Genomic DNA, 15,859 nt, shown 5'->3' on the forward strand with positions numbered 1-15,859 from the left:
TAGGGGAAGAAAATCTGACCTCGATGGCATGACCTCGGACGTGGCTGGGTAAAACCTATGTTTCCTCTTCCACGCATACCACGCCGCACGGCAATCACGCCGTTTCTGTCCACGTACCGAAACGGAACCGGGCCGGAACGGCCACTTCGCCACGCGCGGCACGCCCGCCCGGTAGCGTGCGCCACCGTGACAGACCCGGAGACGACCGACTTCATAGAAACCACCCGTACGTCCTACGACGCGATCGCGAAGGACTACTCCGCCGCCTACCCCGGCCTCCCCGACCGGCCGGTGGACCTGTCCCTGATCGCCGCCTTCGCCCAGCTGGTGAAGGCGAACGGCACCGCCCCCGTGGCCGACCTGGGCAGCGGCCCCGGCCAGATCACCGCGCACCTGAACGAGCTGGGGGTCCCGGCCTTCGGCATCGACCTCTCCCCCGCCATGGTCACCCTGGCCCGCGAGGCCCACCCCGCGCTGCGCTTCCACCGGGGTTCGATGACGTCCCTGGACCTGCCCGACGCGACCCTGGGCGGCATCCTCGCCCTCTACTCGATCATCCACGTCCCCGACGCCCACCTGCCGGCGACCTTCGCCGGCTTCCACCGCGTCCTGGTCCCCGGCGGCCACGTCCTGCTCGCCTTCCAGAAGGGCGAACAGGCCGGCCTGCATCTCACCGAACGCTTCGGCCACGAGATCGACCTCCACTACTACTGGCGCCCCGCGTACGCGGTGGGCGACATGCTCGCCAAGGCGGGCCTGGAGGTGGCGGCCACCCTGATCCGCGAGCCGCTGGACGAGGAGAAGTGGCCCCGGGCGTTCGTACTGGCCCGCAAGCCGGGCTGACCGGCGCACGGCGGCCGGGGACGTCAGATCTGGATGGCCTGGGTACGGCGCACACACTCCGTGACGACGTCCCGCAGGCTGCCGGTGTCCGCCAGCAGCCGCCGCTGCTCGTCGGCGCCGTTGCCCTCCCGCAGCAACCTCTGAACGGCCTCCTCCACCATCGGCAGGTCGCCGCTGTCGACGAGGGCGTCCCTGGTGTGCTCCAGCAGGGCGCCCAGGACGGCCTCCGCCGGCCGGGGCCGCAGGGTGAGGGGGTCGAGCAGTTCCCCGCCGAGCCCCGAGCGGGCGGCGCGCCAGCCGGCCATCCGCGTCAGCGCCACGCCGTGGTCGACCGGCTCCTGTCCGGCCCGCCACTCCCGCCCCGCGGTCTCCACCAGGGCGCGGGCCAGCGTGGCCACGAGCACGGCGGTCTCCGCGCGCAGGCAGACATCGGCGACCCGGATCTCCACGGTCGGAAAGCGCCGGGCGAGGCGGGCGTCGAAGTAGACCATCCCCTCGTCCAGGATGACGCCGGTGGCCACCATGTCCGTGACCAGCCGGTGATACCGCTCCGCGGACCGGAACAGCTCGGCCGGCCCGGCGGACGGCCAGCGGGCCCACACCCGGCTGCGGTAACTGGCGTACCCGGAGTCCCGGCCCTGCCAGAAGGGGGAATTGGCGCTGACGGCGACGAGCACGGGGAGCCAGGCCCGCATCCGGTCCAGAACCGCGACGCCCTCCTCGTCCGACTCCACGGAGACATGCACATGGCATCCGCAGACCAGTTGCTCACGAGTGGCGATCCCGTACTGCTCGGCCATCCACTGGTAGCGCCGGTTCACGCTGACGGAGGGGCTGACCGGCAGCGGCGAGCTGGCAAGCGCGGCAACGGTACAGCCGAGCTCCCCGGCAAGCTGGGCGGCCTCCTTACGGCACCGCACGATCTCCTCGCCGAGGTCCGCCATCTCCGACTGCGGATGGGTGGCGAACTCCAGCATCTGCCCGTAGAGCTCCTTCTCGAACACGTCCTGCCCCGGATCCGCCAGCGCGGCCCGGGCCAGCACCGCGGCCGCCGACGCCTTGGGCTCCCCCGACTCCGGGTCGACGAGCAGAAGCTCCTCCTCCACTCCGACGGTACGCACGCGATCCCACCCTCCATCCGCGCCACCACCGAACGCGGCAGCCTCCGCACCCCCCGACTTCCCCCGCCGGCCGGGTGGACACCTGCCGCGGCGGTACCGGCAGCGAAAGGCACATCCGCTCCCCGTCCGACGGGCCGGCCACCACCCGTCGGCCGACCACCCGCCCGGCTACGCCAGGCTGGTGACCGCCGTCAGCCGGTGCACGTCCTTCGCCGTGCCCGTGACGCCCGACAGGAAGCCCTGCGCGCGCGGCGAGGCGCTCTCGGTCAGCCAGGCCGGGTCGATGTCGCAGACCGCGACGCGGACGCCCGTGCCGGCCAGGGCGAGGGGGAGCGTGTGGACGACGGTCGAGGGGAAGCTAAGGATCGTACGGCCGATCGGGCCGCGGCGGGCGATCAGTTCCAGCGGGAGGTCCGGGCGGACTATCTCCAGTCCCGTCTCGCCCGCGAGGCGGTGCAGCTTCTCCGTGCTCTCCCTGCGGTGCGCGAAGTAGCGCGTCGCGCCGTGTGCCTTCGCCAGGCTCTGCACGGCCTCCAGGTAGTGGTCGCCGTCCACCACCCCGGTCTCCACCAGGGACGTGCCGACCATGTCGGCGCCCTTGGTGATGCGCGGCGGCCCGAAGCGGGCTCTGGTCCAGCCGAAGTCGTTCGCGGTGACCGTCACTCCCGCCGGGGTCTCCGTCACCGGCATGGAGGAGAAGACCTCCACCCGGCGGCGGTCGCTGGGTGTGAGGCGGCGCCGGGCCGAGGAGGAGACGGGGGCGAAGAGCAGGTCCCGGGGGCCCGGCCGGCCGCCCTTGCGGTGCCAGCGGACCAGGCGTTCGCCGCGTGCCAGTTGGGCCACGAACTCCATCGTCGCCGTGCCGTCGTCGACGACGACCAGGTCACGGGCGCGGGTGATCGTCAGCAGGAGCTGTACGTAACGGGAGAAAGGATCCCCCATCACGATCCGGTCGGCCCGGCGGAGCGAGCCCGCCAGACCACCGATCGTCTGGAAGGGGGCGGTGGTGCCGCCCCGGGCTTCCTCCCAGCGGACCCGGTATCCCTCGTCACGGGCCAGGTCCGCCATACGGCGCAGCTGGCCCCGGGTCATGGGGTCCGTCGGGGACAGGACGACGATCGTGAGTTCCGCACCGGGTGCCGCCGCGGATATGGCGACCGATGCGCGGCGGGCCTGCGAGGGCACCGTCGGCACCGGCTCCACCGCCCCGCGCAGGGCGTGGACATGCGCCCACTCCAGCACGTTCAGCAGCTGCACCGGACTCTCGACGAACGCGAGTGTGTGAGGGCCGGGGTTCCCGGCGCGGAGGCTCATCGACGTACGACCGTCCCGTCGTCGTAACACAACAGACGTAACTTCAGGATCTCAGCGGTGTCAGACCTGGACCGGCTCGCCGGCCGCCGCGGCGATCTCCGCCTCGGCGATGACACCGGTGACACGGCGCAGCTTCTTCATCGGGCCGAGCTCGGAGTCGTAGACCTTCTTGACGCCGTCACCGAGGGAGGCCGAGATGGTGCGGATGTCGCGGACCAGGCGGGTGAGGCCCTGCGGCTCGACGGAGGCGGCCTGGTCGGAGCCCCACATGGCGCGGTCCAGGGTGATGTGGCGCTCGACGAAGGTGGCGCCGAGGGCGACCGCGGCGAGGGTGGTCTGCAGGCCCGTCTCGTGGCCGGAGTAGCCGATCGGGACGTTCGGGTACTCCTTCTCCAGCGTGTTGATCACGCGGAGGTTGAGCTCCTCGGCCTTGGCCGGGTAGGTCGAGGTGGCGTGGCAGAGCAGGATGTTGTCCGAGCCGAGGACCTCGACCGCGTGGCGGATCTGCTTCGGGGTGGACATGCCGGTGGAGAGGATGACCGAGCGGCCGGTGGCGCGCAGCGCCTTCAGCAGCTCGTCGTCTGTCAGGGACGCGGAGGCGACCTTGTGGGCCGGGACGTCGAACTTCTCCAGGAAGGCGACGGCCTCGGTGTCCCACGGGGAGGCGAACCAGGCGATGTTCTTGCTCTTGCAGTACTCGTCGATCTGGCGGTACTCGTCCTCACCGAACTCCACGCGGTGGCGGTAGTCGATGTAGGTCATGCGACCCCAGGGGGTGTCACGCTCGATGTCCCACTGGTCGCGCGGGGTGCAGATCTCCGGGGTGCGCTTCTGGAACTTGACGGCGTCACAGCCGGCCTCGGCGGCGACGTCGATCAGCTTGAAGGCGTTCTCCAGCTCACCGTTGTGGTTGATGCCGATCTCGCCGCAGATGTAGACGGGCTTGCCGGGGCCGACCTCACGGGAACCGAACGTGCGCAGACGGGAGTTGCTCATGACTGTGGGGTGTCCTTACTTCGGGAGGGAATCGAGAGAGGGGCCGAGGATCCAGCTGGCGATCTCTCGGATCGCGCCGTCGCCACCCGGGACGGTGGTGACCGCGCGTGCGGCGCCGCGTACGACGTCGTGGGCGCTCGCGACCGCCACGGGCCAGCCCACGAGGGCGAAGCACGGGAGGTCATTGACGTCGTTTCCGACGTAGAGCACGCGCTCGGGAGCGATGCCCTGCTCCTCGCACCACTGCTTGAGTGCGAGGTCCTTGCGGTCGATGCCGTGCAGGACCGGGATCTGTAGCTTCCGGGCCCGGGCGGCGACGACCGGGTTCTGCTCCGTGGAGAGGATCAGCATCTTGAGCCCGCTCTTTCGCAGGGCGGCGACGCCGAGTCCGTCGCCGCGGTGCACGGAGACGAACTCCTTTCCATCGGCGTCGATCAGCACCCGGTCGTCGGTCTGGGTGCCGTCGAAGTCCAGTACGACCGCGTCGATGTCGTCGGCGGTCGGCAGCGAACCGGGGCGGTCCGCGTCGAAGAGGGTGGCCAGCGCGCGGGCGCGGGCCAGGTCGTGCGGGTCGTCGATCTCCAGGACGCGGGCCGGGTCGGTGCGCACCAGCTCGGTGTGGCCGAAGAAGCGGTGCCGGTGCTCGCGGAAGCCGTCCGCGCGCATCGCGTAGGCGGCGCCGGTCTCCAGGAAGTCCTGAGGGCGGTCCTGGCGGCGGGGGCGGAAGGACTTGTCGTGGTTGACGCCGAAGCCGCCGCTCGCCGAGGCCGCGTCGGTACCGGCCGGCACCGGGGCGTCCACCTCGTCGCGCCAGACGAAGCCGTGGAAGGGCGCCACGGTCAGGGCCGTGTCGGCGCCGTTCTCGACGATCGCGCCGGCCACTCCGTCGATGTCCTCGCGGATGATGAACGGGCTGGTGCACTGCACGAGCAGCACCACGTCCACCGGGGCGCCGTGCAGCGCCTCGTGGGCGTCCATGGCGTGCAGGACGGCCGCCTCGGAGGTGGCGGTGTCACCGGCGATGGCGGCGGGGCGCAGCACCACCTCGGCGCCGGCCGACCGGGCGGCCGCGGCGATCGCCTGGTCGTCCGTCGACACGACGACGTCGGTCACCAGGCGGGAGGCGCGGCACTCGCGGACGGCGCGGGCGACCAGCGGGACGCCGCCGACCGGGAGGAGGTTCTTCGCGGGCACGCCCTTGGAGCCGCCGCGCGCGGGGATCACGGCGAGTACCCGGGGTACGACGGCCGTTTCGGGGTGGGACATCGGCTCTGTTCCTTCGGATGCGTGGAGCTGGGCTCCTTGGCGCGGGATCCGGTCGCTCACAGCTCTCCCATTCGTCGGATCACGGGTGCCACCCGCTGGACGCCATGGCGGTAGGCGCCGCGTGCGGCCCGGCGCACGATCTGGCGGACGGGGCCCGGGGCCTTGTCGGCGGCGGGCGCGCCGGGCAGCGGCACGCCGTCGGGGCCGAGGTGGTGGCGGGCCAGGATGCCGGGCAGGTAACCGGGCGCGGTCTCGGGTGTGTAGTACGGGTTCAGGGGCGGCAGACCGCCGGGCCGGGCGAGCAGCTTGGCGATCCGCTCGCGACCCGCGTCGAACGCGGTGGCGTAGGAACCGTCGGCCGCGACGCCCTGCCGCGAGACCCACTCGGCGTCGGGCACCGGGCGGTGTCCGGCGTCGAGCTGGTCCCAGGAGGCGAGGCAGCCGGAGCCGACGAAGTGGTGGTTGCCGAGCGTCTCGCGGACCCCGAGGTCGGTGAGGACCACGGTGGGGATCCGCCGGTGCAGGGCTTCCAGAGCGGCCGTCGAGCTGACGGTGACCATGAGGTCCGTACGGTCGAGTACCTCGCCCATGTGCCCGTACACCAGGCGGAAGTTGGCGGGCACGTCCCTGCCCTGGACCAGCTTCTGGTACGGCAGTTCCTCGATGTGGGTGGTGTGCTCGCCGGGCTTGGAGCGCAGCTTCAGCAGCACCTCCCGCTCGGGGTGCTGACGGGCGTGCCGGATGAGGCGGTTGAGCAGGTACGTACGGTCCTTGCGGCTCTCGGGGACCGAGGGCTGGGCCGCGAACACCACGGTGTAGGGCTCGTGTTCGCCCTCGTAGGGCGTCCCGCCGAGGAACGGCAGCGCGACCTCGGTGACCGAGGAGGAGTCGGCGCCGACGCCGTCGTACACGGCCCGGAACCGGTCCGCGTCCTGGCGGGAGTTGGCGAGGACCAGGTCCGCGCCGTGCCGCAGCAGCAGGCCGTCGGCGAGCTTCTCGTAGACGACGCCGACATAGCCGGTGACGACGACGGGCCGCTTCTCACGGCCGGCGAAGACGCTGCGCAGCCCGTGCAGCATCGCCTGCACCCCGCCGCCGACGAGGGAGAGGACGAGAACGTCGTACGACTGCTGCTCCATCTCTCTCAGGAACTCGACGGCCGTCACCTCGCGGAGCGAGTCCGCGTGGACGCCGACCTCCTGGAGCTGGCGGGCGGTGGGGGTGGCACGGCCGCGCAGGAGGTAACCGTCGAGCCGGACGTCCGAATCGTCGCCTTCGTTGGGGATCAGGCGCTTCGCGGTGAGCGCCCCCCACTTCCACCGAGTATCGGAATCCGCCAGGACGGCCACCCGCAGGGACTTCGTTGCACTTGCTGGCACACCCAAGACGCTAGGAAGCCATTCCGAGGATCTCCCCAACCCGAATCCAACAAAGGGTTAACAACACATCGCCGAATGGCGAATCAGCCCGGGATAAGCCATCAAAAAGTCCTGGTTCACGACCTCGCCACATGTCGTTCACCTCGTATCAAGGCGACGGTCAGGACGGATGACGGGCGCCCCTCTAACGTCCCCCACGTGGTCAAGCTCTCCGTCATCGTGCCGTTCTACAACGTGCAGCAATACGCGCCCGACACCCTGAGGAGCCTGCGCGCGAACGCGCGTGAGGACTTCGAATTCATTCTCGTCGACGACTGCTCGACCGACGGGACGCCAGAGATTCTCGCGCGAGCCGAGCGCGAGCTGCCAGGCGCGGTCCATGTCAGACACGAGCTGAACGGAGGGCTGGCCACCGCGCGCAACACCGGTATCGACAAAGCACGCGGCGAGTACGTCACCTTCCTGGACGGCGACGACTGGCTCGCACCGGGCTACTACCCGCAACTGGTGGACGCCGTCGAGGCCCTGGGCTGCGACTTCGTCCGCACCGATCATGTGCAGTGCACCGCCCGGGCCCGCACCGTGCACCGGGTCCCGGTCGGCCGACGCAACGTCGTCATGAACCCGCGGGACGCGATCCTGCCGACCGACCGGACGACCTCCGTCGACTACGCGTACGCGTGGGCCGGGGTGTACCACCGCCGTCTGGTGGACAAGGGGCTCGTCCACTTCACGGACGGGCTGCGCACGGCCGAGGACCGGCCGTGGATCTGGAAACTGCACCGGGAGGCCGAGTCCTTCGCGGCGGTGAACCTGCTCGGCGTCTTCTATCGGCGTGGCGTAGCCTCGTCACTCACGCAGATCGGAGATGTCCGTCAGCTCGACTTCATTCGCGCGTTCGACCAGGTGATCGAGGAAACCGCACAGGACGCGGACGCGAAGGAACTCCTGCCGAAGGCCGTCCGTACCTACTGCGCCATCATTTCCCATCACCTGGGATCCATCGAAAGGTTCGAGCCCGCGGTGGCGAAGAAGCTGAAATCCATGAGTGCCGCCGCACTGCGGCGCATGCCGCAGGACGTGCTGAACGAGGCCCTGGACTCCATGGACCTCCAGCGCGCCACCAAGCTGCGCCGGCTGCGCCGCCGTCCCGCTCCCGCGGGGGCCGCCGCGTGACCACCCAGATCTTCCAGGCGTCCACCCTCTACGGCACGGCCACCCTCGCCGCCGCCCTGGACTCCGGCCTGTTCCGCCCGGCCGACCGGCGCATCCTGCTGGTCTGCAACAACGCGGCGACCCCCGAGACCACCCCGGGTCTGGACGTGGCGCCCGGCTTCGAGCGGCTGCGCGACCGCTTCGACGACGTGATCTCGTACAACGAGACGATCTTCCCGTTCCACCCCGGCGGCTGGGCCCCGCGCCTCGAGGACCTCCCCCTGTGGGAACGCTTCCTGCGCCACGAGTGGCGGCTCGGCGACGACGACGTGGAGCTCGCCGTCGAGTCCATCCAGGTCAACCCCTCGCTGAGCCTGACCCAGATGTTCACCGGCGCCCCGGTCACGGTCTACGCCGACGGCCTGATGAGCTACGGCCCGACCCGCAACAAGATCGACCCGCTGATCGGCACCCGGGTGGACCGGGTCCTCCACCTCGACCTGGTGCCGGGCCTCAAGCCCCTGCTGCTCACCGAGTTCGGCGTCCCCGGCGAGGTCGTGCCGACCCCGGCCTTCACCAAGGTGCTGGCCGAACTGGCGCCCAGCGGCGACGAGTTGCCGCAGATCGAGGAACCGGCCCTGCTGCTCGGCCAGTACCTCTCCGCGCTCGGCATCCTCTCCCCCGAGCAGGAGGAGAACCTGCACGTCCGGATGTTGCAGGGCGCCGTCGAACTCGGCCACACCAAGGTCGTGTTCAAGCCGCACCCCTCCGCGCCGGCCCGCTTCGTGCGGACCCTGGAGCAGGAGGCCGAGAAGCTCGAGGTCGACCTCACCGTCCTGGACACCACGGTCCTCGCCGAGGTGCTGTACCAGAAGATGCGGCCCGCACTGGTCGTCGGCTGCTTCTCCACCGCGCTGCTCACCGCGTCCGCGCTGTACGGCCTGCCGACCGCCCGGATCGGCACCGACACGCTCCTGGACAAGCTCACCCCGTACGAGAACAGCAACCGCGTCCCGGTCACCGTCGTCGACGCGCTGCTGCCCTCGCTCACCGACCGCAAGGCCGTCGAGGAGCAGCGCGCGCTGCTGACCGTCGCGGAACTCACCGAGCTGCTGCGCGCGGTGGGCTTCGCCATGCAGCCGAAGATCCACCCGCAGCTGCGCCAGGAGACCGAGCGCTACCTCACCAAGCACCTCAACGACACGACCATCCGCTACTTCAAGCGCAAGCGTCTGACCTCGCTCGCGCTGCCCGGCGGAGTACCGGCCCAGCTGGGCTTCCTGCCGCGCAACGCGACCGTCCGGCGGATGGCCCGCAAGGCGCGCAACCTGCGTCGGGTCGTGCGCCGGTAGCTCCGCCGGTAGCGCCGCTGGTAGCGCCGTGTCCTGTCGGCCGCGGCGCCGTGGGGGTTGGTCGCGCAGTTCCCCGCGCCCCTTTGGGGCGCTGTCGAACCGCTTCTCGAAGGGGCGGGCCCTGGTCCGGGCCCGCCCCTTCGGTGTCACCTGCCCAGGATCTTCTTGATCGTTGCGCGGTTCTCCTCGGTGACCTTCCACAGCTGCTGCTGCCGGTCGTGTACGTCGGCGACCGTACGGCTGTGGTTGTCGAGGATGTCGATCGCGCGCTCGGTGAGGATCTCGCCGAGGTCGCGCTCGTGGACCGAGACACCCCACTCGGGCCGCTCGATGTCGTTCAGGAAGTACGCCATCTTCGGGTGCGAGATGAGGGAGATGATGGGCGTGCCGACCCCGAAGGGGATCATGCCTGCGTGCCCGCGCATGCCGATGACCAGGCGGGTCTTGGCGTACGTCTCACGGATCTCGTCGTTGGAGAAGTCGTACATCGGGATCACCGGCAGCGAGATGCCGTGCTCGCGGCGCAGGTCGAAGGCGATCTTCTCGTCGTCCAGCGAGTGGGCGACACACTTGACCTCGGTGTGCTCGCCGATCTTACGGACGGCCTTGGCCATCTCGGCGAGGAAGTGCGCGTAGTCATGGCCGAAGCGCAGCCCCGCGCGGTCGTAGGCCGCGTTGAGCATGACCGTGTCCTCGCGGTACAGCGGGTCGCTCCAGCCGGCCACCAGCTGGCGCATGACCGTGGTCGGGCAGGGCTGGAAGACGACCTTGTCCTGGAGCTCCGGCGGGAGCATGCCGCGGACCTTGGCGATGGAGCCGTGGTTGCGCAGGCCGAAGAAGGACGACTTCTCGACCAGCAGCCGCAGGCTCTCGTTGAACCGGGTGGCCCGGTAGGACTGGCCGTCGAAGGCGTTGAAGCCGACCGCGTAGACCATGATCGGGACGTCGATGGCGCGCAGGTGCTCGTCCGGGACGTTCCACTGCCAGGCGCTGTTGCCGTTGGGCATGGTGTCCGGGATGAACAGGCCGCCGCCGCCGATGACCAGACCCCGGCGGGCGTTGACCCGCTCCAGGGCGGCCTTGTCGAAGTACCGGTGGGCGTGGACGGAGTGCCAGCGCCGGGAGGAGGTGTCCGGGCCGAAGCCGAGCCGGACGGTCTCCGGGAGCAGCTTGTCGCCCGCGTTGCCCTGCCGGTCCATGTAGAACGCGACGTGCGCCAGCTGGTCCTCGGCGCTGCCCTGCTCCTGGGAGGGGACGGCGGCCGCGCGCTGCGCCCACAGGCGGCTGGAGCGGTGCGTGGGGTCGACGGTGAGGCCGGCGGTGGCGTACTTGAGGGCCTCGGTGTTGTCGCCGTGCACCCAGGCCATCTGGGCGAGCCGGGAGAAGGCGGTCGCGGCCCGGTTGGGAGCGGCGGTGGCGAGCAGCAGCTGGGTCTTGGCCTCGTCGTAGCGGGAGACGCTCATCAGGGCGTGGCCGAGCACCTCGTGCGGCCAGGCCTCGTCCAGCGGGATGCGGACGCTGCCGAGGACGTCGACGGCGTCCTGGTAGTCGCCGGCCGCGATGTGCGCGGCGGCCACCTTGCGGGCGATCTCGACGTCACCGGTGCGCTTGACGTGCGGGGCGCCGAAGTGGACGACCAGGTCGTGGTGGAGGCCGCCGGAGGAGGCGAAGTAGGCCGCGTGGAAGTCGGCGTCGCTCATCTCGAACTCGCGCCAGCGCTCCTCGGCCTGCGCGTAGCCGGACTCGCCGCCCTGCCAGGGCTTGTGCCGTCCGGTGAAGTGCAGGATCTTCGTCTCCTCGGGGACCGGGAGGTCGCCGGAGAGCCGCCGCTTGACGAAGTTGTACTTGGCGTCGAGGCGGACGAAGTCACCGTCCAGGACGGCGTTCAGGATGCCCTGGTCGTGCTTGTCCAGCTCGTACTCGCCGCTGCGGCCGGTCTTGTCGATCTTCGCGCAGAACTCGTCGGACAGGTACTCCTTCTGGATCACCAGAAGGCCGGAGTTCAGTTTGTGCTGCCCGTAGAAGAACTGCGGCACGGCCGCGAGGCCCTCGCGCAGCTCCAGGAGCTCGCCGAGACCACCGAGGACGACCATGTCGGTGTCCAGCGTGATGATCGTGTCGTAGTCCCGCAGCCGGAAGATGTCGAGGATGAAGTACGCCTTACGGACCAGGTAGTTGTCCTGGTCGCCCTTGACGTACGAGTCGTAGTGCGTGTCGTTGACCCGCTGGAGCACGATGCGCGGGTGCAGCGCGCGGATCTTCGCGATGGAGGCCGGGCGCAGGTCGTCGTAGAGCACGACGAAGTCCTCGCAGACGCCCGGGTTGGACAGGGCGAGGCTGCGCAGCAGGACCAGGAAGCCGGGGAGGTAGTTCTCGTCCACGTAGGACGCGAACGCGATCCGGCGCTTCTTGGTGAGGGCGCTGGCGTTGGTGTTCGGTATCGCCGGGGTGAAGGTCGTCGTCATCGCAGGGAGATCCTCATGTCGGTCACGCTCTGGGCCCGCTGCATGACCCAATCCTTCTCGCTGGTGTATTCGTGCACGGAGGTGATGGCCAGCTTCATGGCCTCCTGCACGCGGTAGGCGCCGCTCTCGTAGAAGTCGAACCCGATCAGGTCCAGGGTCGGGCTGACGTCCAGGAAGTCCAGCAGCCAGAGCATGTTGAACCCGGAGGTCGGGATGCCCGACCAGGCGTCGGCGCCGATCTGCCCGATGTTGCGCATCGGCCAGCGCAGGGACTCGTCGCCGAGGTACTTCTGGGCGCCGGGCACCAGCTTGTTGCGCAGCGAGTGCTTCCAGTCACCGGAGACGCCGCCGAAGATCAGCCGGGTGGTCACCGGCTTCTCCCAGTTGAAGGCGTGCTTGTGGATGCTGACGTGGATGTCGGTGCGCTCACCGGTGTGCTTCGGGTCGATCTTGTACGAGTTGAAGCGCACGACCAGGTCGTAGTCGTCGATCTCCTTGCCCATGCCACTGGCGCCCACCCGGCCCGAGTTGGCGATCAGGCAGATCGACTTGCCGGCGATCTGGTTGCGGAACTCCCCGAGCGTGATCCACTGGACGCCGTCGACCGTCGGGTTGCCGACCGGGCCGCGCATCCGGGTGCGGCGCTGCTCGGCGTAGAGCGCGACGGCCTCGGTGAGACCGGCGTCACCGCCCTCGGCGAGGCGCAGGTCGAGGTACTGGCTGAGCAGCTCCTGCCGGTCGTTGACCGGCGCCTCGTCCGCCGCCAGGGCGAGCAGGGCGCCCACCAGGCGGGGTTCGGCGGCCTTCCAGTCGCCGAGGGCGTGCAGGGCCAGGCCCTCGGCCCAGGTGGCGGTGGCGGCCTCACGGACGTGGTCCGTGGCGGCGGGGACCTGGCGCTTGAGGAGGTCCAGGAGTTCGCGTTCGCGTTCGCCGGCGCGGCGCATGCCGGAGATCCGGTTGGCGACGCCGAAACCGTCGTCCTTGGTGAGTTCGAGGTAGCGCTCGTAGGCCTCGACGGCCTCGCGCTCCTCGCCGAGGCCCTCCAGGATGCGGGCCCGCAGCCGCCAGCCGGCCCGGGAGTTCTTGCGCTGCGCGAGCACGGTGTCGCTGATCACCAGGGCGAGGTTCAGCTCGTCGTTGTAACCGCACTCCAGGGCCTTGTTGGCAACCGCCAGCAGAGCGTCGAGCAGGTCGTTGTTGATCCCGCCGGCAGGGGTCGCGGCGCCCTTGACGGCCCGCTTGAGCAGGGCGGTCGCGCCGCCGGCCGGGGCCGGTGCGGGGGTGGTGGTGCCTTCGGTGGCGACCACCACCAGCAGCTTGCGCAGCTGCTCGGCCAACTCCGCGCGACGGCGGTCGAGGCTGCCGACCACTTTGCCGCTGTGCACAGCGCAGGCGTGCAGGCAGTCGTCCAGCTCCCCTCCGCGCGCAGGTGCCCGCCTGTTCTGGACCCTCGTCATAGCTCTCCTGATTTTGCCAAGCAAAGCTTGTGCAACCGCTGTGTGTGGTGGGGTGACCCGCACCGGGGGGATGGATGGAGAAACTAGGAAGCCAAAACGACTATATGGTTAACGAACTCCTACGGGTAAGAGAATGGTTAGCAGGTTCACCGCACACTTTCTATGATTCCCCCAGGTGACGGTATTGGGCTTCCACGTCTCGGGGACTCTGTGAACAGATCGGATGATTAACCACCCGGGGCCGGGTAGGGGTCTCGGACCATGTCTCTCGCTACCCCCACAACGGCGCCCCAGCCTGCGAAGATTGCCGTCGCCCCGGCCCCACCCGGACGACCGCGCACCCGACTTCCGGCCCTCGACGGACTGCGGCTCGTGGCCGCCCTGATGGTCTGCCTCTACCACTACACAGGGCGCGGCGGAGTCGTCTCCGCGTCCTGGCACCAGAACCCCGCCCACGTCTTCCCGACCCTGTCCCGGGTGGCCGTCTACGGCTGCCTCGGCGTGGAGTTCTTCTTCGTCATCAGCGGCTTCGTGATCTGCATGAGCAGTTGGGGCCGCTCCCTCGGCGACTTCTTCCGCTCCCGCGTCGCCCGCCTCTACCCCGCCTACTGGGCCGCCCTGGTGCTGATCACCGGCGCCTCCCTGGTCCTGCCGGCCGTCGTGCACGCGGTCCGGCTCGACGAGTTCCTGGTCAATCTGACGATGCTGCAACAGCCGATGGGCGCACCCCGCGTCCTCGGCGTGTGCTGGACACTCTGGGTGGAGGTGCGCTTCTACGCCCTGTTCGCGCTGCTCGTGGTCCTGCCGGGCGTCACCTACCGCAGGGTGGTGCTGTTCTGCTCGGTGTGGACCCTGGCCGCGGTGCTCAGCACCTCGGCCGGCGGCGTGTGGACCGAGCTGGTCGTCATGCCCGAGTACGCCCCGTACTTCATCGGCGGCCTGGCCCTCTACCTCGTCCACCGCTTCGGCAACCAGGCGCTGCCCTGGGGCATCGTGGCGCTCTCCTGGATCCTCGGACTGCGCATGGCCACCGAGGGGCTGTGGCACGCCGGCTCGCCCCGGAACCCGTACGTGGTGATGCTCGTCGTCACGCTGGCCTACGGCGCCGTGGCGGCGGTGGCGGCGGGCTGGACGCGGGGGGCGGCCTGGCCCTGGCTGACCACGGCCGGGGCGCTGACGTACCCGTTCTACCTGGTGCACGAGCACCTGGGCTGGTTCGTGATCAGGGTGCTGCACCGGGGCTGGGGGCTGCCGCCGTGGCCCACGCTGGCGGTGACGGTGCTCGCGATGCTCGGGCTCGCCCGGCTGATCCACCGCTTTGTGGAGACTCCGTTCGGTCCGAGATTGAAAAGAGCCCTGAAGACCTCTTGATTCGCTCCGAATTCACCTTTCATTAACTCAGGGATGTCTTGGGCCGCCGTTCACCTCTCCGTTGATTTCGGAGCCGAACGGCGGGCAGGCGCCGTACCGCCTGCACGTCGACGCGTCGCATCTGTACGAGCATGTGCACGGCGACATAGGAGCCGCCCGCGATCTGCTGCTGCCGGACGGGATCGTGGTCCTCGACGACTTCCGCTCCGAGCACACGCCCGGTGTCTCCATAGCGACGTGGGAGGCGGTCCTCAACCGCGGGCTGAGCCCTGTCTGCATCAGCACGCAGAAGCTGTACGGAACGTGGGGCGACCCCCGGCCGGTGCAGGAGGAGCTGATCGAGATGGTGCGGGGGCGGAGGTCCCGTACCCGCACCGCCTGCCAACCTCCCGCGGCACCCCGCGACGCGGCGCGCTTCGCCCTCAGGCGATCTCGTAGCGGGCGCCGATTCCGGCGATGACCAGTTCCAGCCCCTCCTCGAACCGGCGGTCGAAGTCGGTGAAGATTTCCCGGCCTGCCGCTGCCGACAAGGGGAAGTCGGCCAGCATGCGGGCTCGTTCGGCCACGTCGTAGCCCTCCCGGCGTTGGCCCGGGCGGGGTTCGACGCCCTGCTCCTCGGTGACGAAGCCGATGGTGTAGGCGTTCGTCGTCATGGCCGCCTGGGCCGCCTGGGCGAGGGTGAAGCCGGCCCCCGTCATGACGTGCAGGTACGCCTCCTGCTCCGGGGCGTGGTCGATGCCCGTGAAGCGTGAGCCGCTGTAGACCTTGGCGCCGTCGCGGTAGCCGAGCAGGGCCGCGCGCAGCCCGCCGTTCACCGTGCGCAGCACGTCCTGCCAGGTGCCGGAGGGGTCGAACCGCGTGCCCGCGACCATCCGCCGGTACATCTCCGTCGCCATCTCGTCGAGCAGCGCCTGCTTGTCCTTGAAGTGCCAGTACAGGGCCGGTGCCTTGACGTCCAGCTCCTTGGCGATGGCCCGCAGGGTCAGTCCGTCCAGGCCGGTCTCGTTCAGCAGGCACAGGGCCGTGTCGGCGACCCGGCGTCGGTCGAGGGGCGTGCGTCGTTCCGTACTCACACTTGACAGCTTAACAGCGTTAAGTGCAGCCTTGTCGCCGACGGCACTTAACGGTGTTAAGGAGATA

The 15,859-nt window shown here is 69.9% G+C and carries 12 protein-coding genes and 1 pseudogene; 5 read left to right on the top strand and 8 right to left on the bottom strand.

All coding sequences use genetic code 11. The annotated features are described in order from the left end of the window. The first annotated feature begins 186 nt into the window (after positions 1–186). Positions 187–843 (top strand): class I SAM-dependent methyltransferase, encoded by a 657-nt coding sequence (locus AB0N16_RS08380; RefSeq protein WP_365794416.1) that lies wholly within the window; start codon positions 187–189, stop codon positions 841–843. A gap of 23 nt (positions 844–866) precedes the next feature. On the opposite strand, the gene AB0N16_RS08385 is transcribed toward AB0N16_RS08380, so the two are convergent. From AB0N16_RS08385 to AB0N16_RS08405, 5 genes are all read right to left on the bottom strand, one after another. After that, complete coding sequence (locus AB0N16_RS08385; protein ID WP_365794418.1) at positions 867–1,964, bottom strand: glutamate--cysteine ligase; 1,098 nt, start codon at positions 1,962–1,964, stop codon at positions 867–869. A gap of 168 nt (positions 1,965–2,132) precedes the next feature. After that, positions 2,133–3,278: a hypothetical protein gene (locus AB0N16_RS08390; RefSeq protein WP_365794420.1), complete on the bottom strand. Its 1,146-nt coding sequence runs from the start codon at positions 3,276–3,278 to the stop codon at positions 2,133–2,135. Between the two features lie 60 nt (positions 3,279–3,338). Then, on the bottom strand, positions 3,339–4,274 hold the full coding sequence (locus AB0N16_RS08395) for an N-acetylneuraminate synthase family protein (RefSeq protein WP_365794422.1): 936 nt from the start codon (positions 4,272–4,274) through the stop codon (positions 3,339–3,341). 15 nt (positions 4,275–4,289) lie between these two features. Beyond that, positions 4,290–5,540 carry an N-acylneuraminate cytidylyltransferase gene (locus AB0N16_RS08400; RefSeq protein ID WP_365794424.1) on the bottom strand — a complete coding sequence of 417 codons (1,251 nt, stop codon included), beginning with the start codon at positions 5,538–5,540 and terminating at the stop codon, positions 4,290–4,292. A 56-nt stretch (positions 5,541–5,596) separates the two neighbouring features. Continuing rightward, positions 5,597–6,919, bottom strand: coding sequence for a DUF6716 putative glycosyltransferase (locus tag AB0N16_RS08405; RefSeq protein WP_365794426.1), 1,323 nt, complete (start codon positions 6,917–6,919; stop codon positions 5,597–5,599). A gap of 198 nt (positions 6,920–7,117) precedes the next feature. Between AB0N16_RS08405 and AB0N16_RS08410 the strand changes: the two genes are divergently transcribed. Both AB0N16_RS08410 and AB0N16_RS08415 read left to right on the top strand, forming a co-directional pair. Next, positions 7,118–8,095: a glycosyltransferase family 2 protein gene (locus tag AB0N16_RS08410; protein WP_365794428.1), complete on the top strand. Its 978-nt coding sequence runs from the start codon at positions 7,118–7,120 to the stop codon at positions 8,093–8,095. After that, the gene (locus AB0N16_RS08415; RefSeq protein ID WP_365794430.1) at positions 8,092–9,426 is read left to right on the top strand and encodes an alpha-2,8-polysialyltransferase family protein; all 1,335 of its coding nucleotides are present in this window, start codon (positions 8,092–8,094) and stop codon (positions 9,424–9,426) included. The genes AB0N16_RS08410 and AB0N16_RS08415 overlap by 4 nt, the downstream gene beginning before the upstream one ends. A gap of 146 nt (positions 9,427–9,572) precedes the next feature. On the opposite strand, the gene AB0N16_RS08420 is transcribed toward AB0N16_RS08415, so the two are convergent. Further along, on the bottom strand, positions 9,573–11,891 hold the full coding sequence (locus AB0N16_RS08420) for a glycosyltransferase (RefSeq protein WP_365794432.1): 2,319 nt from the start codon (positions 11,889–11,891) through the stop codon (positions 9,573–9,575). Further along, positions 11,888–13,348 carry a glycosyltransferase family 29 protein gene (locus AB0N16_RS08425; RefSeq protein ID WP_365794434.1) on the bottom strand — a complete coding sequence of 487 codons (1,461 nt, stop codon included), beginning with the start codon at positions 13,346–13,348 and terminating at the stop codon, positions 11,888–11,890. Before AB0N16_RS08425 ends, AB0N16_RS08420 begins: the two co-directional genes overlap by 4 nt. 261 nt (positions 13,349–13,609) lie before the next feature. On the opposite strand from AB0N16_RS08425, the gene AB0N16_RS08430 reads away from it, so the two are divergent. Both AB0N16_RS08430 and AB0N16_RS08435 read left to right on the top strand, forming a co-directional pair. Continuing rightward, positions 13,610–14,719 carry an acyltransferase gene (locus AB0N16_RS08430; protein ID WP_365794436.1) on the top strand — a complete coding sequence of 370 codons (1,110 nt, stop codon included), beginning with the start codon at positions 13,610–13,612 and terminating at the stop codon, positions 14,717–14,719. A gap of 100 nt (positions 14,720–14,819) precedes the next feature. Then, positions 14,820–15,077, top strand: a pseudogene (locus AB0N16_RS08435) (class I SAM-dependent methyltransferase); the annotation flags it as partial. Positions 15,078–15,141: 64 nt separating this feature from the next. Here AB0N16_RS08435 and AB0N16_RS08440 read toward each other — a convergent pair. Then, the gene (locus tag AB0N16_RS08440; protein ID WP_365794438.1) at positions 15,142–15,792 is read right to left on the bottom strand and encodes a TetR/AcrR family transcriptional regulator C-terminal domain-containing protein; all 651 of its coding nucleotides are present in this window, start codon (positions 15,790–15,792) and stop codon (positions 15,142–15,144) included. Positions 15,793–15,859 lie beyond the last annotated feature (67 nt).

The organism is Streptomyces sp. NPDC051105 (assembly GCF_040682795.1).
Classification (GTDB): domain Bacteria; phylum Actinomycetota; class Actinomycetes; order Streptomycetales; family Streptomycetaceae; genus Streptomyces.